This window comes from Sporosarcina sp. P20a (genome assembly GCF_002743175.1).
Classification (GTDB): domain Bacteria; phylum Bacillota; class Bacilli; order Bacillales_A; family Planococcaceae; genus Sporosarcina.
The window spans coordinates 21092-43947 of sequence record NZ_PDYT01000022.1 but is presented as its reverse complement, the minus strand read 5'-3'; the positions used below and the strand labels follow the sequence as shown (position 1 = coordinate 43947).

The window sequence follows — 22856 nt, the reverse complement described above, 5'->3', positions numbered from 1 at the left end:
GCTTGATCCGTCGAATGATCCCCCTTTTTTAATACATTCACTTAGATCATCGAAACGAAAAAGAAGTTGAAGCCATTTCGGGCTCCAACTTCTTTTTATTTGGCGATGTTCTGAGATGGATTATAACTCAGTAGATTAAATAATGACATTCAACAACACACTCAACGTCACAATACTAAGCAATGTAGAAATTAACGTAATCATGGAAACCAGTTCCGGCTCGGTATCAAATTCAATCGCATACATTGTCGTCGTGGCTGCTGTGGGCATTGCGGAAATAATGATGAGGACCGTCCCTACTAGAGGATCCATTCCTACGAACAGCACGAAAATAAACGCAAGTATTGGCGCAATGACCATTTTCAAGACCACGCCTGAAATGACCACTTGCCAATTTGGCTTCTTACGAATGACCGATCCAAGTTGCATGCCTAGCATAATCATCATGACGGGAATCGCAGCGTCCCCGACCATGGACGTCGTAGACATAATGGATTCCGGCACCGTAATGTGGAAATACTGAAAAACGAAAGCGAAAATCGCAGCATACGTTGTCGGCATTTTGAAGACCATTTTTATGGATCGACCGATGCCACTCGTACTGCGTGACGCATAATAGACGCCGAAGAAATTATTTTGCAGTGATTGTATGACCATGATGAATATGGCATACGGTAGTGCTTTTTCTCCTAAGCTAAATAACACGACTGGCAAACCGTAGTTTCCAGAATTCATGAAACCTGTAGCTAGGATCGAGGCACTTTCTACTTTTTTATTCCATTTAAAGATTTTCGCCATAATTTTATTGAGTAACACCATCGCATAAAAAAGAGCAAACATATAAATCAGGATCGTCATATAGCTCGCATTGAAATCGGCCTTATATAAAGACGAAAAGACAAGAGCTGGCGATAGTATGTAAATCGAAAGTGAAGAAATTGATTTAATATGTAAGCCTTTCACTCTTTGTAATATGAATCCTACTATGAATACTGAAATAATCGGTAAAATAACCGTGAAAAATAATCCCATTTATACACCTCTAACGATACAATCATTTACATGTACGTCGCTTTGATGAACGACAAAGCCACCCTACAGATTCAATACTAATAGTAATCTTAAGAATTGTCTCTTTATATGGGAAGTTAATTTAAATTGAATGAGAAAATACAGACAAAAGAAGCTACAGCTCTTGTTTTCGAGTGTAACTTCTTTTATGTGCTGCTGTGATGTTAATTTGTAAATTCATAGTATGTAGTACTTTACGTTCTACGAATAGCAATGGCTTCATCATGTGTTTCATGAATATAATTCGCAATTTCTTCTTGCTCCCCTGCCAATTCCGTCAGCGTGGCATTTAATTCTTCCACTGCCGCCGTACTCTGCTCTACTACTGCAGCGAATTCTACCGTGCGTTCACGAATTGTCAATGTTCGTCCAGTAATGATATCAAATTCACGGATGAATTTAGCTAACTCGTTTTGCAAAGTAGACATGACTTGATGCAACATACCAAAGGATGCACTGGATTCATCCGCCACGCTGTTTTGCATCGTCAGCTGCTTCAAACCTTCTTGTAATTTTCCAACCGCAATCGTATTCGTACTATTTAACTCCACTAAGTTCGTATCGATTTTTTTAAGTGTCTCATCCGTCAATCTCGCCAGTTTACGAATTTCATCCGCCACAACCGCAAAGCCTTTACCGTGTTCGCCTGCACGCGCGGCTTCAATCGATGCATTTAAGGCCAATAAATTCGTTTGCTCCGTAATTTGTTTAATCGAACTAGCAAATGCATTTGTCTCGTCAATTTTACTAGATAGAATACCGAATGTGTCATTCAAATCTGTAAAGAATTCAGCAAATGTATCTAGACTCTCTTTCAATCGAGTCATTTGTGCAGTTCCAGTATCCGCTTTACTACCTGCGTCGTTCGTTTTGGCACCCAGTTCACCAAGCCCTGCCGAAATCTCTTGAATCGCTTCATATGTCTGCTCCGCGTTTTCAGCAATCTCCGCAATATGATCGGCTTGATGTTGACTGCCTGAACTTACTTCATTGACCGCCTCTAACATTTCACGCTGAGAAGTAGTGGATCTGGACGCATTCGTTTGAATAAACGCTAGATTAGACGTGATTTTCGTCACCGCTGTATCCAGCTCCTCAAACAGCACTTGTTCTTCTTCGGCTTTCTGCGATGTCAGTACTAATAGCTCTTCTACATGTTGAAAGACTCGATCATTCTGTCTAACCAATAAAAACAAACAAAGTGCTTTGAGAAAATGAAGAAGAAGTAAATTGGAACCGCTCCCAATAATAATCTCAGGTGATATGAAATATTTATTGTTCACGAGTAATGCAAGTAAACTCAATACGTAGGCAAATCCAATAATACGCATTTTCCCATGCACGGCACCTAATACTAAGACCAAATAGATTACACCGATCGTCCCTAAGTTCGCACTCGAGAAGAGTATAAGACTCATGGAAATGCAGAATGTTAAAAAGACCAAGATGTACGGAAAGTATTTCGCGATGAAAGTGGATGTGTTCATAAATACGTAAAAAAGGATGGCGACGACGAACGGAATGGCAACCGATGTAATAATAATTACCGATGACTGAAGTAGAATTTGAGCAAGGAGCCCAAGTCCTGCCGCCAGTCCAAAGCTAAGCGCCATAATTTTGTTTTTGTTGATCCAATCGGTATGCTTGAGTTCTTCTATTTTCATCTTACATTCTCCTTTGGGGGGGCGGTAGGCCTAGGAGGGTAATGGAATACCCTTATGTATAAGGTATCATTTTAAATTATCTAAATATATGGGTAATTCGATTCAATTATATTTATATAACTTTTACTCAAGCGTATGACGCAGCGGATTTCATTCACCACTCAGCTACAAACCTCCCGTACAACGCCCCCAACTCGTCGTCCCCCATCTGCTCTACATAACGCATCGAATAATTCGAGCGCAAGCAAATCACCAAGATCAGCATGCCACGTTCTTCTTGCGTCATGCGCCCACCTCCGCCAAATACAACACACGCTCTCCCGCTTTTGCGTGTCCCACATACGCTGGGTACGTAATAATCTCTTTCCTATGCTCATACAGGCATTCTTCGACACCGGTTTCCGCAAATGTCATGTAGGGGATCATCAGTCGATCGGCTCGTGTGATGTTGCGGTGCTTTTCTCGAAATAATTCTTCATGTAGTCGATAGGCATCCAGTGAATGTTCTGCTAGATAAAAGGCATACCAGTCATCACGACCGTCGATCACAAATAATTTTACTGTGCCGATATTCAATTCGTTTTTCTCCATCATTCGCTGAATATCCACTTCATCGAATTCGATGGCTTGTAGTTTTTTACTGTCGTCGTGGAACGTCACTTGATCTTTTTGTAAGGCCCAGTAAATGCTGTGGGCCAAGTGGGATAAGTCCATTTCTAATGCGTAGTCAAACATGTCTTGAACGGTGATCATCTGTTTTCTCTCCTTTTGTAGTGGTCTTGATCGAAATCGTATAGCTTGCCGGTTTCTTTGCTGTAGATGGTCGTGATCGTGCCGGTCGGTCCGTTGCGGTGTTTAGCAATTTCAATTTCCATTAAATTTGTCGGTGCTTTATCTCTGTCGTAATAATCTTCACGATGGAGAAGCGCGATGACGTCAGCGTCTTGTTCAATATTTCCTGAGTCACGCAAGTCACTCATGACGGGATGTTTGTCATGCCGCATTTCAGATGCTCTTGATAGTTGCGATAAAACGACGACGGGACAGTTGAATTCTTTTGCCATCGCTTTTAATTCATTGCTGATCTGTCCGATTGCTACCGTTTGATTGATTACTTTGCCTTCAGGTCGAATGATTTGTAAGTAATCAATGAATATAATCGGTCGTTTAGTTGGATTCGTTTTAATGATATTCCGTGCTTTTGCTTTAATTTTTCTAACGGTTAACGTGCTTTGGTCGTCAATATGAATCCCCCCACCATTCAAGCGATTCAACGTTGGTGTCCATCGATCTTTTTGTGGTTCAGTGAAATATTTATACGGATTGCGCATTCGTAAACGATTGTATTCACCTGTCGAAGCAATCATTCGGTCAATCATCGATTTACGACTCATTTCAAGTGAGAAGATGATTGGCATATGTCCATCTTTGCTGGCTTGTAGTGCGAAATGGTTAAGCAGGTCCGTCTTTCCCATCGATGGCCGAGCCGCGACGATGACATATTCACAGTTTTGGAAGCCGTTCAAGATTTTATCCAAATCGCTAAGTCCTGTTGAGATGCCAGGCTTGGTTTCATCCGGTCTGAATGGTCTTTCATATTGTGTGAGTAGATGTTCCGTTAAAGTAGTCGCTTCTCTACTGCTACGTAGTTCTTCTAGTTCCCCGAAAGCACGCAGTACATCATCCGTGCTCCACTCATGTTCAATTGCTTGCTGTAAAATTCGTGCTGTTTCTTGCTTTTTCCATTGGTTGATGAGCATTTCTTCGTACTCATCAAAACGTACGACATTCGCAAATCGTTTGAGCCCATATACGTAATTGACTCCTCCAAGCTCGCTTGGTTCTCTTCCAGTCATAACGGTAATATAGTCTACCGGTTTTCCTTTCTGCGCCAAATCCCTCATGACCATGTAGATCATTTGATGAACATGCCCCTGGAAAAATCTCGCTTGCATGTGACTATCGAGAATTAAATAATTTTCTTCAAACATCGCACCTAGTAAGCTTTTTTCAGCAAGTTCGTAACTCATATGCATTCTCTCCTTTTTCAAAATCTAATGTGGGTGATACATAGGCTTCCAATTCAATCGATCGAGCCATTTCAGCTGGGGCTTCATTCAAATAGTTTTCAAATTTCTCTGCTTTGAATAATGTGGATGGTTGTAAGTAGTGACGAAATTGTGGGTGATCAAGCCATTGCGCTGCTTTCGTATCGATCACTAATTTAAAGTCGTCCAGTGTGTAGCCTTCTTCGATCCGCTCATGAAGAAGGTCCATCGTCGTGTTCGTATTGTGCCTGAATCGTTTAGAAGCTTTTTGGTTTAAATAATCAATGACAGATGAAATAGTGGCGAGATCTTTCTCGCTAGCTCTTGTATTCTTTGTCGTTTGTTTAAGTTCTTTGGTTATTGCTGGGAGCATTATGTTCTCCTCAGACAGACACTTTTGTTCGATTCTATCGACCATATCTGTCTGCTCGAATGGTACAAATTCGCCGCACGTCTGTGACAGCTTTTCGTAATTAATCCGATACCATTTCGTCCGATCCATCGGCATTTTATTATATTCAGATGTAATGATCAGTTGGTCTTTTTCCAATTTCTTCACTAGCCTCTTCACCACATGCATCTTCCAACACGGGAATTCACGCGTCCACTCTTCATACGTGTTATACACCCATCTATGACCGTCGTTACGATTTTTAGATATTTGCAATCGGTAATGCAGTTGCTGTAGAAACAGCGCTTCATTCGTACCAACTATTGCTGCAAACTGCGGTGAAAATGGTATTTTGATATCTCGACTATTTTGTTTCATTATTCTGTGCCTCCTGTTTAGTTGCTTGATGATTTGTTCTTTCATTAGTCATATAGAAGAATTATTCAAAAAGGATACTGGTTTTTAAATTTTATTTTTTATTTTGTTTAAATTTGCACACAAAAAAGAAGTTACGGCTCGTGTTTTGAGCTGTAACTTCTTTTTTTGACGTTTTATTACTTCAGATTCAGGATAGCGCTTTCATATAGTTCGTCATGTATTTGACAATCCCTCCAACTTATAAATCAAACTTGTTCGACTGTTGACTTCGTACTTCTCATACATATTTCGTAGATGTTTCTTTACAGTATTGATCGTGATCCATAATTGATCCGCAATCTCTTGGTTACTATATCCTTTGGTGACTAACTCGAAGATTTCTAATTCTCTATTGGAGAGATTCGCTTGATGTGTAGCAACTGTATCGATCATAGTATTCTTCGTCTCAGCTTTTCGTGTGTTTAATGTATTCTTCACTACGTGCTGCAGGTGTACGGAAAGTGTTTGTAGTATGGCTTTATCCCTCCGTGTGAAAGGCTCATCCCCTTTAAACCTCACAAAGCCAATACCGCCATATATGGTAGTGGATGTCGCAAAGTACATGACCATTTGATCAATTATCTGATGGCGTTCGAAAAACTGATTGTACAATGACTTGTCCAGTTCTCCAGGAGTGGTTACTTCTTTTATTCTATACACCGTTTCTTGAGTATCCGCTAGTTTAGATAAGTGCTTTTGGGGATGCATTACGTCATTCGTGTAGTGAGTTTCCGTATAGTCAAACATCATCTGGTCGTCGAAATTATAGAATTTCAGATTGTGCATATTCCCTTGTGTATCCGCATGCCACAATAATGAGTGATGTAACGCAAATGACTTGGAGAGTGATGATTGTATAGCATTGGAATCATAGTGAGTTTGATTGATTATATTAATAATACTTTGATAATCCTTCTTCGCTAAATTCATATAATTGCCTCCAGTACTATGATAAATTGGTCACCAACTACATCATGACGTTCTTTGAAAATGAGTAGAAATGTTATCCTTTTGTGTAATATACAGTTGTCTAATAATTCGGCATAATGAGTACAATACCAATATTACAGAGGTTAAGAGGAGGAAGTCAAATGAAGAAAACAGGATTTATTTACGATGAAAGCTATTTCTGGCATGATAATGGATCGGGTGCGTTACATTTAGCATCCGGTGGATATGTACAAAGCCACACGTACGGTGAAGACCCAGAAACAAAGAGACGCTTTAAAAATCTGATGGACATTTGTGGTTTGACTCCCCAACTGGAATCCATTGCTCCTAAACGTGCATCTAGAGAAGATATTGAGTTATTCCACTTACCAAGTTATATTGATAAAGTTCAAGAGCTAAGTGCAGCAAACGGTGGCGATGCTGGTCAGATCGCTATTGTAGGTAGAGGCTCTTATGAGATTGCCCTCTTATCTGCTGGTGGGGCCATGACGGCTGTGGATTCTGTTATGGAAGGCGATGTACAAAATGTTTATGCATTAACCAGGCCCCCTGGTCACCACGCGGAAGCACAAGAAGGTATGGGGTTCTGCTTATTTAATAATGTGGTAATTGCTGCAAAACACGCTAAACGAAAGTATAATTTAGAACGCATACTCGTCCTCGATTGGGACGTACACCATGGTAACGGTACCGAGCAAGCATTCTATGAAGATGACGATACATTATTCATTTCGCTCCATCAAGATCGTTTATTCCCTGCTGGACGCGGATTTGTAGAGCAAATTGGCGAAGGTAAAGGTGAAGGGTATAACGTGAATATCCCGTTGCCAGCCGGTACAGGAAATGCTGGTTATATGAATGCTTTTGAAAAGATTGTAGGGCCAATTGTTGATCAATTTAAGCCAGAGCTGATCATCGTATCTGCCGGCCAAGATCCAAACTTCTTTGATCCATTGGCACGTATGATGGTGACATCGGATGGTTTCAGACGATTTGCTAATTTCATGAAAGACCTTGCCGATAAGCATTGTGACGGTCGTTTAGTATTATGTCACGAAGGTGGATATAGTGCGGCTTACGTACCTTTCTGTTCATTAGCAATTGTAGAAGCTTTAAGCGGAATAAAAACCGATGTAGAAGATCCGTTCATGGAAGGTTTTGATGTACCAATAGAGACATTATTCCCTCATGAAGAAGAAGCTGTTCAAGCTGTTATCCGCCAGCACTCGAAGTATTGGAGTTTCGAGTAATCATAAGTAAACGCCTTCCCATCTTGACGATAGGAAGGCGCTTTTTTCATTCATTCCATAATACATAAACTTACTTCTTACCCGCAATCATTTCAAAGATAATATTCGCATGATCGGTATTATCTAACAAACCTGTAAAGCGCTCTTTAGATGGTCCATAGGCATAAACCGGTACATCTTCACCTGTATGTCCACCGGTTGTCCAACCCGTATAGGAGCGTGTGTCGATGATTTTTTTGATAGCCGTTTCAACATCACTTGCCTCTGTACCTGCCGCTTGAACTGCTTCTATTTCTTTCTTTTGTAACGGCAAACTTTCTTGGTCGAAGTAGCGTATCAATGTCTCTTCTACATCGTTGCCGTCTGCAATTTGTTGCGAAATGAATGCTGGTGTACGTTTCACTGCTTTGATTGCATCAGCTGACCAATCATATACGCCATCCGCCCCTATGGAGAATCCTCCAGTTGAATGATCCGCAGTAGCAACTACTAATGTGTGCTCATCTTGTTCCGCAAATTCGATGACTGTCTTGAATGCTTTCTCGAAGTCTTCCATTTCACTCATCGCACCGACAATATCATTGTCATGCCCCGCCCAGTCGATTTGGCTACCTTCGACCATGAGGAAAAATCCTTCTTCGTTTTTCTTCAATCGTTCAATCGCCGCTTCTGTCATATCTTCCAGCGAAGGTGTTTCTGCTGGACGGTCGATCATTTTGGGCATGCCGCCATCCGCGAACAATCCAAGTATTTTATCGTTGTTATTTTCTACTAATTCTTCTTTCGTCGTGACATATCCATAGCCATCCAGTTCAAATGAATGTGCATGACTCAAGTCTTCTCTGACAAAGTGTTTTTTCCCACCACCGAGAAGAACATCGATTGTATGCTCGCCATTGATGCGTTCATTGTAATAATCATCGGCGATCTCATCCATATTCTTTCTACTTTCATTATGGGCACCGTATGCTGCAGGAGTAGCATGTGTGATTTCTGAAGTCGCAACGAGCCCAGTCGATTTCCCTGCCTTTTTTGCCGCTTCGAGAACGGTTTCCACTCGCTCTTTCTGTTTATCTACTGCAATTGCGTTATTGTATGTTTTTATACCTGACGACATCGCCGTAGCTGCCGACGCTGAATCTGTAATAGACTCCTCGTCATCATCAGGATACGTCATTTGTTGACCCACTAGGTGTTGATCAAACGCTGTTAACTCAATCTCAGGGGTAGTCGGGTCATCTTTGAAGTAACGATAAGCGGATGTATAGGAACTTCCCATGCCATCCCCAATCAAGAATATGACGTTCTTGATCTCCGGAGCGTCGTCTGTTTTCCCTTCGTTAGCTGAACTCGCTGAATAATTCCCAGTCCAGACGGCTCCACCTATTAATGCAGCGGATAGCGCGACTACGGGTACGATGGTCTTTCTCATCTTCTTCAACAATAAACAACCTCCTGTATTTGTAATCAACTTCACTCTACTAGAAGTTTATTAATATACGGAGGAGGCTGTGTAAATGTTTTGTAAGGAAAGAGTTGTTATGATCGATATTCTTTATTTCTTGTTCGATAGCAATTCCACATGTGCAAACTCCACAATCTGCTTGTATCCGATCTCCTGGTAAATTTTATTCGCTGTGGTGTTGGCAAGGTCGGTAAACAAGATACAGAAATCATACTCCTTCAATAATTCCGCCGAGACTTTCGCAACCAACGAACGCGCATAGCTCTTTCTACGTTGAATTTCTGGAGTGAAAACCATGGAAACGGTGACGCCGTGTTTCGTTGGGCGTGCTTTTTTCATCATGGAGACGACTTGTCCCGCCACTTCCCATACGAATACTTCTCGGTTGCTTATGAATGCCGCCACTTGCTGCTGAACCAAATCTGTTGATGTAGGCGGTAGCTTGGCGTCGATTTCAAACTGTGTGAACCATTGTTCTATCAAATGTGCATCTTGTGTATTCGCATAGCGCCAATCGCCTTCGCTGTATGTTAGTTTCGAATGAATATGATCCAATCGATAAATACCTTCGTTAACCGCTTCGAGTGTCGCGACTTCTCTGTTTGTCCACTTGCTCGCAAAATCAAAAGCCACTTGTTTAACGCCAATCACTGAAGGTATGGATACAGACTGTTCCCGTAACTGAACGACTAGCTCATCTACGATAGCTGTTGCGTGTTCTTCCTCCACGACTATAATGTTCAGTGGATAAGGTGGCGTCATCTGCAATAACGCTGCCACGCGTCCACCGTTCTCTAAAATCGCCATGAACGGATGTTGATAGTCGCCCACTTTAATGGATTCCAATATACCGTAGAACAAGCTATACACGTCTTCATTACGTTCGAGTATCGGGCTTGCTTTCATTGCGAATGGAATTGGATCTGTGTAGGTGATTAATTTCATGATCTCTCCCCCTATTTACATTAGTGAATACGATGTTCAATCTATTAATTTCACCTACTCACTAGATCCAGTAGGTGTATTTCGAGTTCTAATAAACATCTCCAAAGACCCTGAGCCGAAGATGACGCCCGCCACAATAAATACCAAACCGATAAAGTGAGCGGGATAAATGGACTCCCCTAAAAAAATACTCGCACCAATGAGTGCAAAAAATGTATTGAAATTTAAAAAGATTGAAGCGCGTGCTGCACCGATTGTTTGAATAGCCGAATTATATGCCATGTGCCCCACAGCGGTCGCAAGTAAGGCCGAGAATAGAAATACGCCCCAGACAGTAGGTGTTCCTTTACTTAACGCAGCAAAGCCGCCTGGTTCTTTTATCAGTGCGATGATCACTAAAATGACGGAACCGACTAACATCATATATCCTGTCAATAGCCGCGCATCCATTGTGTTGGAAGCTTTTTTAATCAGCATAAAACTTATCGCTTGAGACAAGATCGATAAGAAGATTTCTACATCTCCAAATGATAGTTTGCCTAAAGTCCCACTGCCCCCAAGCACTACGATACTGACCCCTATCCCACCGAACAGAAAGCCCAAAGCACGAACACCAGTGACTTTTTCTTTTAAAATGAACACAGCTAAAGTTGCGGTTAATAAGGGTCCAAGCCCTAAAATTAATCCACCGTTCGCGGCACTCGTCTTAGACAGTCCTTCCGCTAGAAAAAAATGATGCATCACGACATTGGTCGCGGCGCCCCCGACGATATATAGCCATTCCCTATTTCTAGGCAAGCGAATTTTCTTCAAGAAAAACAAGATGACAAACACTAAAACGGCTGCGGACATAATACGCATCGACGTCATCGTAATTGGATCGAAATAGGTCACGAGATATTTGAGAGCGGATACGTTCATTCCCCACGTCAACATGACGAGTACCAACGTGATAATTACTTTTAGATCTTTCATAGTCCACTAGCCCTTCTTTGCAGATTATTTTCGTATTGGCTAATTATAGAAGGTACACACATAAAGTCAATGTCACATAATTCTCACTTCCCTCCTGCACACAGTTATGTGTATACTGAATAATAAAATTAGTTAACTAATATACAGTTCAGAAAAGGCGGGTTTCTATGATCAAACTACGTGGGCACCATATCTTTTGTTTGCTTGGGTACCGTGGAATGGGCTATTCAGAAGAGTACACAGCAAATATGACGCAGATCCATGACGTATTGCGGGAGCGGCCCGATACATTGATTCAGATCATGAAAGGGCCTGATTATTTATGCGCAAAGTTTCCTGAAGGGCAACCGTACCATTGTCAGGATGATGGAATTTATGAACGCGATACGGTCATTTTACGTAAGCTCGGATTGAAGGTCAGTGATGTGCTCCCTTGGCGCGAAGTCGAGAGAAGGATTCGACTCCATGTCGTACCCGATGATATTGTCGTAGTGTGCGAGACGTGCTCTTGGCGTTCGTACGGGTTTTGCCAGGAAGGTGTTGACGACGTGGTGGAGTCGAGAGGATTGCGGCAAGTTCTTCAGGAAAAATAAACTTTTTCGAACAATAGTCCAATTTGAAAGAGCATGCTATGATAAGTACATAGAAATGAAAGCGTATTCATATACTTTCACCATGTAACTTATTATGAGGAGGAGATTTCGTTGAATATGTCTCTCCAACAAAAACAAGAACTCAGTTTACGGATGACGACTGAACTCCGTCAAGCGATCGAGCTATTGCAATTATCGACTTATGATCTGGAGCTATATATACGGGAAAAAGAGTTAGAAAATCCCGTGATTGAGATACAAGAAGCCAAAAGAACAGATTCATTCCAAGAACGTCAGTCGCTAAACTATTCACGTCAGGAAACAGATTCAACAGAATGGGCGAAACAGCAAGAAGTCAGTATGCGTGACCAAATGCTTCGACAAGTTGAGGTCGATTTCAAAGATCCGAAGACGAAACAATTACTGAAGACGTTGATTCATAGTTTGGATGATAATGGTTATTTATGTGCCGAGATGCACGCTGTAGAAAATGTAGACAAAGGTATTGAATTACTACAGCAAATCGGGCCGCCTGGCATAGGTTCTCGGACACTGCAGGAGTGTTTGTTGCTGCAAGTTAGAAGTTGCGAAGCGTGTCCCGAGTTAATGGAAACGTTCATAACAGAGTATTTGCCCTATGTCGCCGAACGTAAATGGCAACAGATCGCGAATGGTATGAATAGTACGCTGGCGCACGTAAACGAACTGCATGAGTTTCTGCTGACGCTCCATCCGAGACCTTGTCCAGAACTCGGTCATAGTGAAACAGCATTCATGATGCCTGATGTGATCGTAGAGGAAAAGCACGGGATGTTGTCATTTCATTTGAACGATCGGGACCTTCCGAAAATCGGACTACGCAAGGAGTATGTGTCTTCTCTAAAAGGGACATCCGATCTGTCTTCTTATTTGCGTGACTATCATAAACAAGCACAATGGTTGCTAACGAGTATCGAACAGCGACGCAATACGATCATTCGCATTGTGACGGACCTTCTTGAAAAACAAGACGCGTTTTTTCGAGAAGGAAGAAAAGCTTTGCAACCGATGACGATGAAAGAAGTGGCGGATCGTATTGACATGCATGAGTCGACCATTAGCCGTACTGTATCCAACAAAGTAATCCAAACACCTGCTGGAACATTCGAAATGCGCTCTTTATTCACATCCAAACTGGCTGCACAGAACGGCGACAGTGTGTCGCAATGCGCTGTGAAAGCATCGATCCAGTCACTGATTGCAAAAGAGGATAGACGTAAGCCTTTATCCGATCAAAAGATTGTCGATTTGCTATTAAAAGAACAAGGGATTACTATTTCGCGCAGGACGGTCAGTAAGTATAGGGAAGCACTTCATATTCTGTCGTCTAGTAAGCGGAAGTCGATTTTGTAAGCTGTACTTTTTCATCTTCAGTTTGCAAGTGTTGACCTAACTCTTGTGTCGTTGCAGTAATTCAATGAAGCTTAGCTAGTCAAGCACAATAGGATGACCTTTCTAGAATACCCGTCTTCAAGTAAAAACAGCTCATCCCCAGTTCAAGACAGGGATGAGCTGTTTTTATTTTCTCTGTACTAATTCTGTGGTGCCCTCTCAAAAACCTTGATCACACGTTTGTATCTTTTTTGTGTTTCTTCAAATTCTTCACGATATACGTCCATTACGATAACCGACTTGAGACCCAATTTCGTACGCACGAGAACGATATCTCCTTTTTGAATCGGTTCTTCCCTTAACTTTTTCGGTATATGCCAAGTAAAGAATTTCTCTGTGTTGAGTTTTAAAACCCCATCTTCATTTCCAAGTATATGAAGGGCTTTAATCGTATTATTCGTGTCCATGCAGTCATTCTACTCCTTTGTCAAACGTCATATACTGCAAGTCTAGCATAAATTCATACTATTTCATTAATAAAATTCATAAGACTTTTCACAACTGCTTTTTTAAAGTGGGTCGGTTGAAAAGTACGGCATCAACTCATATAAAAACGTGCAATCCATCCTTCTTGACGGGTTGCACGTTTCTTTATTCAATTCACAAATGAGGTAAAGCCATCCGAAGAGTTGAATTTCACTTTGAAGCGTCCATAATCAGAATCCAAGTTAAATGTATATTGATCAAATGTGTATTTGGCATCTGTTACCGGATCCAATTCAATTTGCTGGGTAGTGGTGACATATTTAGCTACAATATTTTTATGTCCATAGGTTATAAACTCGGCTTCCAATACTTTTTTGGCCTCATTGATCGTCAGCTGGAAATTCTTCGTCCCAACCTTCGTATACTGTAACGAATTCATCTTCCATTTATTATCTTGTTTTTTAAATTGATAGGCAACAAATCCGCCAACAGAATAGCCATTTTGGAATTCCACTGTGTTTACATTCAACGTATTGGAATCGGGTTGTGTAAACTCAAATCGTACCAATGGCTCATTATTAATATACGGCAAGACGTTAACGTAGCAGTCCTCGCATTTTGGATTATAGTAACCTTTCAGATCGCCATCTACAAATGCTTTTGTCGCACTCATACGTAGAGTAGACGTAATATCAGAATATCCCCACTGATACATGCGCGCATCACGCATAGTCTTCTCCAGTTCAAACGTTCTACGATTGACGAGATCCCATGCTTTACCTTTTGTTACTTTATCAGTCGCTGGTCGAGCATCCTTGACCTTGATGGCTGCGTATAAAAACTGTGCATAGTGCGCGCGCGTAACAGGTTCATTCGGCTTAAATTCACCGTCAGGATAACCGCTCGAAACACCACTTGCTTTTAACGCATTGGCGTGTGTGTAGCCCCAATGCTCAATATACACATCGTAAAATGAATTTTGTTTCGTCATATACAAATCAAATGCGATATCGAGTACTTTCGCCATCTGAATGCGTGTGATCGGTGCCTCCGGGTTGAAGTAGCCATCCATACCGCCACTAAAGATGCCAGCTGCAGTCAGTTTCATGATGGAGCTATAGTATGGATGATTCTTCGGTACATCATAATACGTCACTGCCGTTGTCGCTTGTGGTAGTTTCAGTGCTTGATCCAACAACTTCGCCACGTGTTTACGTGAGATCTGTTCCTGCGGTCGGAACGTGCCATCTGGATAGCCCCCTATAAAGCCTTGATCCTGTAAATATTGGATTGCTTCATAGTTCGGGTGATTCTTCGACACATCCTTGAATTCCTTCGTTGCTGCTTGCGTGGAACCAAATGATACAAATGAAAGCATAACGAGCAGTACCGTCCAAACGAAAATCCGACTAGTCTTGTTCATGATCTTTCCTCCTCAGTGATTTATTATGTCGGCTGTGGGTTACTTGTTATTACTATTCTACCAAGTTTCAGATGATTCGTATATATTTAAATTCCCAATATTCTAAATTCTTTTAAATGAATTTAAAAAAGATTTAATTACGAGTCCAATGTATTGAAACGGCATAATAACAGCCATATTTTAATATACTTTTAAAAGTCTTACCATTTGACCAAATTTTGGCAGTCTCATAGTGGAAAATGATACATAAAAATAAGGGGGAAATGAAGTGGCAGATTTGAAAAAAAGCGTAACAAGACGTGACTTTTTGAAGACAAGCGGGATTGCGGCAGGAACACTCGTTGGTGGCGGGATAATCGGTGGGTTAGTCGGCTATAACGTGAAAAAAGACGGTCCAGCAACAACAACAACAACAGAAGTTCCCCATGCAACAAGTGATGCGAATGTGAATCGTGGTTTGATGTTTTTCCAGAACCGTCATGACTTCGACGTATTATCACAAGCAACTGAACGTATTTTTCCAGAAGATGATCTCGGGCCAGGTGCTATCGGTTTAGGAGTTCCCTACTTCATTGATAATCAATTAGCAGGTAACTACGGAAGTAACTCCAAAGAGTATATGCAAGGACCGTTCTTCCCTGGCACGCCGACTCAAGGTTATCAGTCTATACTCACGAGATCAGAAATTTTCTTGCAAGGTGTACATGTTATGGAAATCGAAGCGAAAAAGAGATTCGATAAGTCGTTCACAGATATCGAACCCGAACAGATGGATCAGATTCTGACAGACTTACAAAAAGATGAAATAGAAATGAGAGGCGTAACAGCTGGCTTCTTCTTCAGACTTCTTCGCAGCGCAACAATAGAAGGTGCCTATTCAGATCCACTATATAACGGGAACGTCAATATGGAAGGATGGAAGATGAAAGGGTTCCCTGGTCATCAGATGTCTTATCTCAATGTTATTGAAGAAGAGAAGTTCCAGAAGATCGAACCAAAATCACTCAGCAGTATGCAGCATTAAAAACAAGGGGGCTAGATTGTGGCTAAAACACTCGATAAATTAGATGTAGTAACGGTAGGTGTTGGTTGGACAGGCGGCATCATTGCGGCTGAATGCGCGAAAGCTGGTATGAAAGTACGTGGTTTAGAGCGCGGTAAAGATCGTAGCACGGCAGACTTCGCCATGATTCACGATGAATATCGCTATGCACAGCGCTATGAATTAATGCAAGATTTATCAAAAGAAACCGTGACATTCCGCAATCATCGTAAAATGCGTGCATTGCCTATGCGTCAAATGGGTTCTTTCCTCTTAGGTGAAGGCTTAGGCGGATCCGGTACACACTGGAATGGGATGACTTATCGTTTTCTTCCTTATGATTTTGAAATCAAGACAGAAACAGATAATAAATATGGCAAGGACAAGCTATCATCGGATTACCTCCTTCAAGATTGGGGCGTCACGTATGACGAAATGGAGCCGTACTTCGATACATTTGAAAAAACACTCGGTCTTTCCGGAGAAGATACCAATCCATTCTGGGGTAAGCGTTCATCCGACTTCCCTACTCCTCCATTAAAGAAAACACCGATACTGAAGAAGTTTGAAAACGCAACAAAAGATCTAGGATTCCATCCCTATATGGTACCTTCAGCAAACCTTTCTGAAGCGTATGAAAATCCAGACGGTTCCAAGCTAAATGCCTGTCAGTACTGTGGATTCTGTGAACGATTCGGCTGTGAATACGGTGCGAAGGCTACACCAGAAGTGACAGTGGTTCCCGCAGCCAAGAGAACGGGCAACTACGATGTGACATTCAATGCGAACGTCGTAGAAGTATTGAAGCAAGGTGATAAAACTACAGGCGTCCTCTACATCGATACGATTACAGGAGAAGAGTTCATTCAACCTGCAGACGTGGTAGTTCTTACGAGCTATATGTTAAATAACGCAAAATTGTTGATGGTTTCTGATATCGGTGAACAGTATGATCCAGGTACAGGCAAAGGTACACTCGGTAAAAACTACTGCTACCAACTCGGACCTGGTTCTATCGGATTCTTTGATGAACAGATGAATACATTCATGGGTGCAGGAGCTCTCGGTATGACAATCGATGATTTTAATGGGGATAATTTTGACCACGCCAATCTCGATTTCATTCACGGCTCAAGTATTTCAATTGTTCAAGGCGGTAACCGTCCAATTGGATCAAATCCAATTTCTGAAGATATTCCTCTATGGGGCGCAGAATTCAAAAAAGCATCCATTGAGAACTACACACGTACACTGAGCGTATTCGGACAAGGTGCTACTATGCCACATAAAGAAAATTTTCTATCTTTAGACTCAACATATAAAGACAAATATGGTGTACCATTGATGCAGTTGACGTATAATTTTACGGAACAAGACCGAAACTTGCATAAGTTCATTACGCAGAAGACGGGCGATATTATCGAGAACATGGGTGCGAAGAAAACATTAAGTGGCGGCCCACTCGGTGATTACGATATTGTACCGTATCAGTCCACGCACAACACGGGTGGTACGACAATGGGTAATGACCCGAATACGAGTGTTGTCAACACATATATGCAACATTGGGACATGCAAAACTTATTTGTTGTGAGTGCGGGCAATTTCGCTCATAATAGTGGGTACAACCCTACTGCAACAGTCGGTGCACTTGCCTACCGTACTGCGGAAGGCATTCAGAAATACCGTACACAAGGTGGATCACTCGTATAAATTAAGTTAGAAAGGATGGATTCATTGTGAATATAGCAGCAATCGGTGTACCCGGTCTCATTATTATCCTTGTGATTATCTTGATTCTTTTCGGACCTCGTAAATTGCCTGAAGTCGGCTCAGCAGTCGGTAAAACTTTAGCAGAGTTCAAAAAAGCGACAAAAGATATCATGGGCGATGACGAAGAGAAAGACAAAACAACTGTTAGCCCTGCCAAGACGATTGAAACGGATAAAAAAGATATTAATTAAGTAGGTGACAAGATGGATCCGTATAGTGATCACAACCGTAAAATCCTTAGCCCATTGGACAAGAAGACAAACGATGAAGAAGCTGCGCTACCCGATCGCTCTGCGGAGACTTCTTCCACTGAACAGCAGGCTGTACCTGAAAAACTGAAACCCGAACCACAACCGGAAGAACCCAGAATGCCACCGCCAGAAGAACCGAAAGATGAAAAGACTGATGCAGATCCTGCGTTAATCGAACATCTGACAGATCTTCGGAAGCAACTCATCAAAAGTGCAGTGGTGTTCTTGATTTTCTTCATTGCTGTCTTCAGTACGATCAATCTGTGGTTCCCCTACGTTACACGGGGCTATACACTAATCGTCCTAAGTCCGCTTGAAGTCATTTCGTTCTATACAACAATTTCCGCTGCGATGGCGTTCGGTTTATCTGTCCCGTTCGTCTGTCATTTCCTCTGGCAGTTCGTCAAACCGGGTCTGACGCAGAAAGAAGGACGTTTCTTAAGTCTGTACTCCCCTGCGATCCTGCTCTTGTTCGTCGGCGGTCTTGCGTTCGGTTATTACGTAGTCAATCCACTGAGCTATAACTTCTTAGTGAAGCTCGGTAAGATGAATTTCGATGTCATGATTACGGCAAAGGAATATGCACGTTTTCTATTAATGACGACGATGCCAATCGGCTTGCTGTTTGAGCTTCCGATCGTCGCACTATTCCTGTCCGCTATCGGTATTTTGACATCTGAAACTATGAAAAAAGTGAGAAAGTGGTCATACGTGACGCTCGGTGTAGTGTCTGCGTTAATCACCCCTCCTGATTTCTTGAGTCAGTTGATCATCCTCATTCCAATGATCGCTTTATATGAAGCGAGTATTTTCATTGTCATGAAAACGGAAAAACGACTGGTACCGGATGCAGATGCATCGTAAAGAATATGAAAAAGCGTTCCACTTTACAAAGTGGGACGCTTTTTTTCGTGTATCTAAGAGGTTTTATTTCATGATCCGCTCATTAAATACCGCGAAGCGCTCTATGAGGCTACATATTCGCTCTATCTAGACCCGTTACCGCTCTATGCAATCGTATATCCGCTCTATCACGTCCCACTACCGCTCTATCCACTTCTTCAACCGCTCATTAAAGCGCTCTGCCAAATCGGCAGAACGCTAGTGTGGTTCATATTAAGATAACTTACTAGTAAGCATAGCCATCATTTGAATTCACACGAACTGTCTCACGGCCATTTTCAGAGTCTACACTAAATTTGTACTGCGTAAATGAATACTTCTCTTTCGTAACAGGGTCTTCTCCTGTTTCTTTAGTTTGTGAAACATATGTTATTTTAACCTTTGAAGAATAGGCATAATTCAATTTCACAACACGCTCGGCCTCTTGTCTTGTCAGCTCAAAATTCTTTTTCCCGACTGCTGCACCAGTAAAATCATCCATCTTCCAACTACCTGATTCTTTCTTAAACACGTAGTCAACAAAGCCGCCACCTACTAAAAGATTACTAAATGAAACAGTATGGATACGAAGTGTGTTGGCGTCTGGTTGTGTATAGTCAAAACGCATGGAAGGTTCGATTGTTAAATCAGGGAATAAAAATGAATCACAATGTGTGCAGACGCTTGGGTAATCTTCTTTCAGCAAGCCGTCCGCAAATGCTTTTGTAGCATACGGTAGTTGCTTTGAACGAAGTTGACTGTATGATTGCTTATCTATTTTCCCTTGGACGCGGATCCCTTCAATTACAATAGGTAAACGCATAGTCAAATCGACCGCTTTTTCTTTGCTGACCACGCTGCCAGAAGGTGTTTTACCCACTTTCATCGCACGATACAAAAACTCTGCATAATGCGCACGTGTAACGGACTGATTCGGAAGAAACTTTCCGTGATCCCCTTTCGTTACGCCATTAGAATACAACGCACTAGCGTGTACGTATCCCCAATGTAAGAAACTTAGATCATCAAACTGGGCTGGTTCCTTCATATTGAACTCAAACGCCAAATCTAGCATCTTCGCCATCTGGATTCGCGTGATGGACGCATTCGGATTAAATTTCTTGTCCAATCCTCCACTGATGATCCCCTTGCTGTATAACTTCATGATCGGTTTATAATACATATGGTTCTTCGGTACGTCGGAAAAGACCAATTTATCGGTAGGTGGCTGCGGAAACTTCAATACTTGATCAAGTAAAGACGCTACGTGCTTACGACTCACCGGTTCACCTGGACGGAATGTTCCGTCAGGATAGCCATTGATATAACCCGCTTTCTGCATTTCTTGAATCGCGGTGTAGTTCGGATGCTTCTTCGATACATCCTTGAACTCTTTTGCTGAAACTTCGTTGAAATCTGCAACAACAAGCGATAGAACTAGTGCGAACGCTGTCCACACTAGAATCCGTAAAGCATACTTCATACACTTCCACTCCTCTGTTAGTTAGTAGACTATCTACTATCATGTTACCAATAACACCTCTGGAAATATATACTTATTTGTATATTTAAGTAAATTTATTGAGTGTAATCCATTCAATCTCAAAACTTTTGATGCTTACATATAGTGGTAATGACAAAAGGACAAGGGAAGGAGGTACCCCCTTATCCCTCATTCTCTAAAAAAATAGAAAGTTTTTGACCACGTGGAGGAATGGATCCACCTGGAACGTCGTTCTACAGTGGGCTTCCGCTCTCTTATTCCACTCTACGCCGACGTCGGCGGACCACCAACCACACACTTACAATAGCCAATACCAACAACACGCCAAATCCAACCAACCAGCCAACAGAAGGACCAGCAGTCACTTTCACTGTCTCATTAGGCTCCACACTACTCGCAGCCTCAATGGAAGCCGCATTCGTATACACCTTACGATTATTGGACAACACCGCCACAGTCGCCACTTCATCCGTCAACTGCAGAAAATCTACAAGCGGCCGATCAATCTCAAGCTCATTCGTCAATGAATCCATCACCATCATTGCGTACCTTTTGCTTCCCCATAGACTCGGCTGGATGAAACTCACTGACTTCGAAGTATCTCCCATGAAACCAAGTGCAGCCAAGTCTGGCTTACCTGTCGCATACGACACGGCCAGCTCCTTTTGCTTCGCTTTCAATAACGGCTGCACATCAGGTCCTCCGATAAAGAGCGTATGTTGATTCTTCAATTCTTCTTCTTTCATTACTCCGCCATCTGCAAGCTTCCAGTCCATTGGATGTGAATTCAAATAGAGCTTGCGATAGAAATACAGAAGTTGATCATCATTAATCGAAACTGTCGGCAAAACGACTAGCGCTCCGTCTTTTTTATCAATGAAAGGTGATGGGAACTGTGCAAAGGAAGGTAACTTCTCTCCATTCTCCTTCTCTTTAGGGAACGTGACGAAACTATCTTTCTCAATGTAGATCCAGCGGTTATGATCAGTCGTCACACATGGGTTTTTCGCCATCAAACCACTAGCCTGCAACTGCAAGCTAATCATACGACTTTCTTTAATCGCACTTTTCTCAATCGGCAACTGTATTGAATAGACCCCCTCTTGCGGATCGCTTAATTCGTCCAGATTAATCGAATGCGGTACATCATTGATCAGTACAGTTAATTCGACAGGTCCTCTGAATACATCTTCCGTTACATTCGTCCCGCTATGGTCAAGAGCTGAACGCTTCAAATGCAACTCAAGAACAGCCGCCTGATTTTTATCGATCGTGAACGGAGCATAATGGAAGAACTGTTGGCTCTCGCGATTCGAGCCGTTCAGCGTTAGATTATCCATTCCGAATTGACTGAGTTTCACCGTGTTACCCGACTCATTCGAATCACGAACTGGCATAGTACGAATGCGGAATTGTTTACCCGTCATCTGTTTAAATAACTTTGGATTCGTCAGAACGGAGACTCTTTCCGTTAATGCTGCCGGAGTTTCCGACATGACTAGTAACGCATCTACCTGCTCCTTGCCGTCCGTTACGGTTTCATAAGACAAGATCAGGGAATCTTCGATAGCCGTTAAAGACGCCTGTTGTATTAGACTCTTCATAGTAGAGCTTGAGAATTCATCTGTAGCACCTATGATCAGCACATTCGACGACAATGACTTCACGTCATCTTCCCGCTTGATTCGCACTGGGAATTGTTCATCGGTCGATTCAGATAAAAACGCACCTACTTTCAGTGCACTGTCGAGCGTTTCTACTGACGCTTTCTGTGGAATAATGATGGTTACCGGATACTTGCCTGTTCCGATGAATGCCTCAGGATAGTCCGCCAAGTACTGGTCTGGTGATTGCTTTCCGCCTAGCTGTAAATAGGAATCAACTTGAATCGCCAACCAGTTAGCGGATGTTCCTTGTTCCACACAAACCCCTTCCTTGATGACGCCATAGAACAATACTGTTATTTCATGTATACCCTGTTTAAGAGCTTCTTCCTGTAATGGAATAACGAGTTCTTTTGATTCATCTTCTCCCGTCAACAACTTCGAAGTAATCGGCTTACCGTCCACTTGCACAGTGAGCGAAGAAGGAGCAATCAATAGCTCCGAGTGTTGGAAGCGCAGGACAAGCTGCTGATCTTGTTCGGTACTATCTGATTTCATTTCATAAAAAAACGACACTTGTTGTTCAGGTCCCCGTAATTCAATCACCTTATTTGTAATAGGTTGCTTCGATGTAGCGGGACGGTCTGCGTCAATTAGAATTCCTTCTGCACGAAGAGATGCTTCACTGTCGGTAGCGGCGAACGCAAACGTCAACGCAATAGCAAACAGCAACATCAATATTTTTTTCAT

The 22856-nt window shown here is 42.1% G+C and carries 21 protein-coding genes; 7 read left to right on the top strand and 14 right to left on the bottom strand.

Going from position 1 to position 22856, the window contains the following annotated elements; genetic code table 11:
• Positions 1–135: 135 nt before the first annotated feature.
• From CSV72_RS13885 to CSV72_RS13860, 7 genes are all read right to left on the bottom strand, one after another.
• Positions 136–1032, bottom strand: a complete 897-nt coding sequence (locus CSV72_RS13885) for an AEC family transporter (protein ID WP_099678853.1) — start codon at positions 1030–1032, stop codon at positions 136–138.
• Between the two features lie 233 nt (positions 1033–1265).
• On the bottom strand, positions 1266–2735 hold the full coding sequence (locus tag CSV72_RS17230) for a methyl-accepting chemotaxis protein (protein WP_099678852.1): 1470 nt from the start codon (positions 2733–2735) through the stop codon (positions 1266–1268).
• A 154-nt stretch (positions 2736–2889) separates the two neighbouring features.
• Positions 2890–3021, bottom strand: coding sequence for a hypothetical protein (locus CSV72_RS17180; RefSeq protein WP_255407601.1), 132 nt, complete (start codon positions 3019–3021; stop codon positions 2890–2892).
• A complete protein-coding gene (locus tag CSV72_RS13875; protein WP_099678851.1) occupies positions 3018–3488 on the bottom strand; it encodes a hypothetical protein in 471 nt (156 codons plus the stop codon). Before CSV72_RS13875 ends, CSV72_RS17180 begins: the two co-directional genes overlap by 4 nt.
• Entirely contained in the window at positions 3485–4765 is a 1281-nt protein-coding gene (locus CSV72_RS13870; protein ID WP_158232226.1) for a replicative DNA helicase, read from the bottom strand. The genes CSV72_RS13875 and CSV72_RS13870 overlap by 4 nt, the downstream gene beginning before the upstream one ends.
• Positions 4746–5552 carry a conserved phage C-terminal domain-containing protein gene (locus CSV72_RS13865; protein ID WP_158232225.1) on the bottom strand — a complete coding sequence of 269 codons (807 nt, stop codon included), beginning with the start codon at positions 5550–5552 and terminating at the stop codon, positions 4746–4748. The genes CSV72_RS13870 and CSV72_RS13865 overlap by 20 nt, the downstream gene beginning before the upstream one ends.
• Before the next feature lie 213 nt (positions 5553–5765).
• Positions 5766–6521: a helix-turn-helix transcriptional regulator gene (locus CSV72_RS13860; RefSeq protein WP_099678848.1), complete on the bottom strand. Its 756-nt coding sequence runs from the start codon at positions 6519–6521 to the stop codon at positions 5766–5768.
• A gap of 161 nt (positions 6522–6682) precedes the next feature.
• Between CSV72_RS13860 and CSV72_RS13855 the strand changes: the two genes are divergently transcribed.
• Positions 6683–7792: a class II histone deacetylase gene (locus tag CSV72_RS13855; RefSeq protein WP_099678847.1), complete on the top strand. Its 1110-nt coding sequence runs from the start codon at positions 6683–6685 to the stop codon at positions 7790–7792.
• Between the two features lie 70 nt (positions 7793–7862).
• Here CSV72_RS13855 and CSV72_RS13850 read toward each other — a convergent pair whose 3' ends face one another.
• The 3 genes from CSV72_RS13850 to CSV72_RS13840 form a co-directional block, all read right to left on the bottom strand.
• The gene (locus CSV72_RS13850) at positions 7863–9224 is read right to left on the bottom strand and encodes an alkaline phosphatase (protein ID WP_099678861.1); all 1362 of its coding nucleotides are present in this window, start codon (positions 9222–9224) and stop codon (positions 7863–7865) included.
• Between the two features lie 123 nt (positions 9225–9347).
• Positions 9348–10202, bottom strand: a complete 855-nt coding sequence (locus CSV72_RS13845; protein ID WP_099678846.1) for a GNAT family N-acetyltransferase — start codon at positions 10200–10202, stop codon at positions 9348–9350.
• A gap of 54 nt (positions 10203–10256) precedes the next feature.
• Entirely contained in the window at positions 10257–11177 is a 921-nt protein-coding gene (locus CSV72_RS13840) for a DMT family transporter (RefSeq protein WP_099678845.1), read from the bottom strand.
• A 167-nt stretch (positions 11178–11344) separates the two neighbouring features.
• Between CSV72_RS13840 and CSV72_RS13835 the strand changes: the two genes are divergently transcribed.
• Positions 11345–11770, top strand: a complete 426-nt coding sequence (locus CSV72_RS13835; protein ID WP_099633978.1) for a DUF1284 domain-containing protein — start codon at positions 11345–11347, stop codon at positions 11768–11770.
• Between the two features lie 117 nt (positions 11771–11887).
• Entirely contained in the window at positions 11888–13162 is a 1275-nt protein-coding gene (rpoN, locus tag CSV72_RS13830) for an RNA polymerase factor sigma-54 (RefSeq protein ID WP_099678860.1), read from the top strand.
• 179 nt (positions 13163–13341) lie between these two features.
• On the opposite strand, the gene CSV72_RS13825 is transcribed toward rpoN, so the two are convergent.
• Both CSV72_RS13825 and CSV72_RS13820 read right to left on the bottom strand, forming a co-directional pair.
• The gene (locus CSV72_RS13825) at positions 13342–13608 is read right to left on the bottom strand and encodes a DUF5839 family protein (protein WP_099678844.1); all 267 of its coding nucleotides are present in this window, start codon (positions 13606–13608) and stop codon (positions 13342–13344) included.
• A 188-nt stretch (positions 13609–13796) separates the two neighbouring features.
• Entirely contained in the window at positions 13797–15050 is a 1254-nt protein-coding gene (locus CSV72_RS13820) for an S-layer homology domain-containing protein (RefSeq protein WP_099678843.1), read from the bottom strand.
• A gap of 268 nt (positions 15051–15318) precedes the next feature.
• Here CSV72_RS13820 and CSV72_RS13815 point away from each other — a divergent pair, with 268 nt between their 5' ends.
• From CSV72_RS13815 to tatC, 4 genes are read left to right on the top strand one after another with little or no spacing between them, the layout of a single operon-like run.
• Positions 15319–16074 (top strand): gluconate 2-dehydrogenase subunit 3 family protein, encoded by a 756-nt coding sequence (locus tag CSV72_RS13815; protein ID WP_099678842.1) that lies wholly within the window; start codon positions 15319–15321, stop codon positions 16072–16074.
• An 18-nt stretch (positions 16075–16092) separates the two neighbouring features.
• On the top strand, positions 16093–17805 hold the full coding sequence (locus tag CSV72_RS13810) for a GMC family oxidoreductase (RefSeq protein WP_099678841.1): 1713 nt from the start codon (positions 16093–16095) through the stop codon (positions 17803–17805).
• Between the two features lie 26 nt (positions 17806–17831).
• Entirely contained in the window at positions 17832–18056 is a 225-nt protein-coding gene (gene tatA / locus CSV72_RS13805) for a twin-arginine translocase TatA/TatE family subunit (protein WP_369802925.1), read from the top strand.
• 12 nt (positions 18057–18068) lie between these two features.
• The gene (tatC, locus tag CSV72_RS13800; protein WP_099678839.1) at positions 18069–18980 is read left to right on the top strand and encodes a twin-arginine translocase subunit TatC; all 912 of its coding nucleotides are present in this window, start codon (positions 18069–18071) and stop codon (positions 18978–18980) included.
• 265 nt (positions 18981–19245) lie between these two features.
• On the opposite strand, the gene CSV72_RS13795 is transcribed toward tatC, so the two are convergent.
• Positions 19246–20481 (bottom strand): S-layer homology domain-containing protein, encoded by a 1236-nt coding sequence (locus tag CSV72_RS13795; RefSeq protein WP_099678838.1) that lies wholly within the window; start codon positions 20479–20481, stop codon positions 19246–19248.
• Between the two features lie 275 nt (positions 20482–20756).
• Positions 20757–22856 (bottom strand): cellulose biosynthesis cyclic di-GMP-binding regulatory protein BcsB, encoded by a 2100-nt coding sequence (locus CSV72_RS13790; RefSeq protein WP_158232224.1) that lies wholly within the window; start codon positions 22854–22856, stop codon positions 20757–20759.

Coding starts and splice junctions, on each gene's coding strand:
- CSV72_RS13885 (WP_099678853.1), bottom strand. CDS start 1,032: ATGGGATTATTTTTCACGGTTATTTTACCGATTATTTCAGTATTCATA.
- CSV72_RS17230 (WP_099678852.1), bottom strand. CDS start 2,735: ATGAAAATAGAAGAACTCAAGCATACCGATTGGATCAACAAAAACAAA.
- CSV72_RS17180 (WP_255407601.1), bottom strand. CDS start 3,021: ATGACGCAAGAAGAACGTGGCATGCTGATCTTGGTGATTTGCTTGCGC.
- CSV72_RS13875 (WP_099678851.1), bottom strand. CDS start 3,488: ATGATCACCGTTCAAGACATGTTTGACTACGCATTAGAAATGGACTTA.
- CSV72_RS13870 (WP_158232226.1), bottom strand. CDS start 4,765: ATGAGTTACGAACTTGCTGAAAAAAGCTTACTAGGTGCGATGTTTGAA.
- CSV72_RS13865 (WP_158232225.1), bottom strand. CDS start 5,552: ATGAAACAAAATAGTCGAGATATCAAAATACCATTTTCACCGCAGTTT.
- CSV72_RS13860 (WP_099678848.1), bottom strand. CDS start 6,521: ATGAATTTAGCGAAGAAGGATTATCAAAGTATTATTAATATAATCAAT.
- CSV72_RS13855 (WP_099678847.1), top strand. CDS start 6,683: ATGAAGAAAACAGGATTTATTTACGATGAAAGCTATTTCTGGCATGAT.
- CSV72_RS13850 (WP_099678861.1), bottom strand. CDS start 9,224: ATGAGAAAGACCATCGTACCCGTAGTCGCGCTATCCGCTGCATTAATA.
- CSV72_RS13845 (WP_099678846.1), bottom strand. CDS start 10,202: ATGAAATTAATCACCTACACAGATCCAATTCCATTCGCAATGAAAGCA.
- CSV72_RS13840 (WP_099678845.1), bottom strand. CDS start 11,177: ATGAAAGATCTAAAAGTAATTATCACGTTGGTACTCGTCATGTTGACG.
- CSV72_RS13835 (WP_099633978.1), top strand. CDS start 11,345: ATGATCAAACTACGTGGGCACCATATCTTTTGTTTGCTTGGGTACCGT.
- rpoN (WP_099678860.1), top strand. CDS start 11,888: ATGTCTCTCCAACAAAAACAAGAACTCAGTTTACGGATGACGACTGAA.
- CSV72_RS13825 (WP_099678844.1), bottom strand. CDS start 13,608: ATGGACACGAATAATACGATTAAAGCCCTTCATATACTTGGAAATGAA.
- CSV72_RS13820 (WP_099678843.1), bottom strand. CDS start 15,050: ATGAACAAGACTAGTCGGATTTTCGTTTGGACGGTACTGCTCGTTATG.
- tatC (WP_099678839.1), top strand. CDS start 18,069: ATGGATCCGTATAGTGATCACAACCGTAAAATCCTTAGCCCATTGGAC.
- CSV72_RS13795 (WP_099678838.1), bottom strand. CDS start 20,481: ATGAAGTATGCTTTACGGATTCTAGTGTGGACAGCGTTCGCACTAGTT.
- CSV72_RS13790 (WP_158232224.1), bottom strand. CDS start 22,856: ATGAAAAAAATATTGATGTTGCTGTTTGCTATTGCGTTGACGTTTGCG.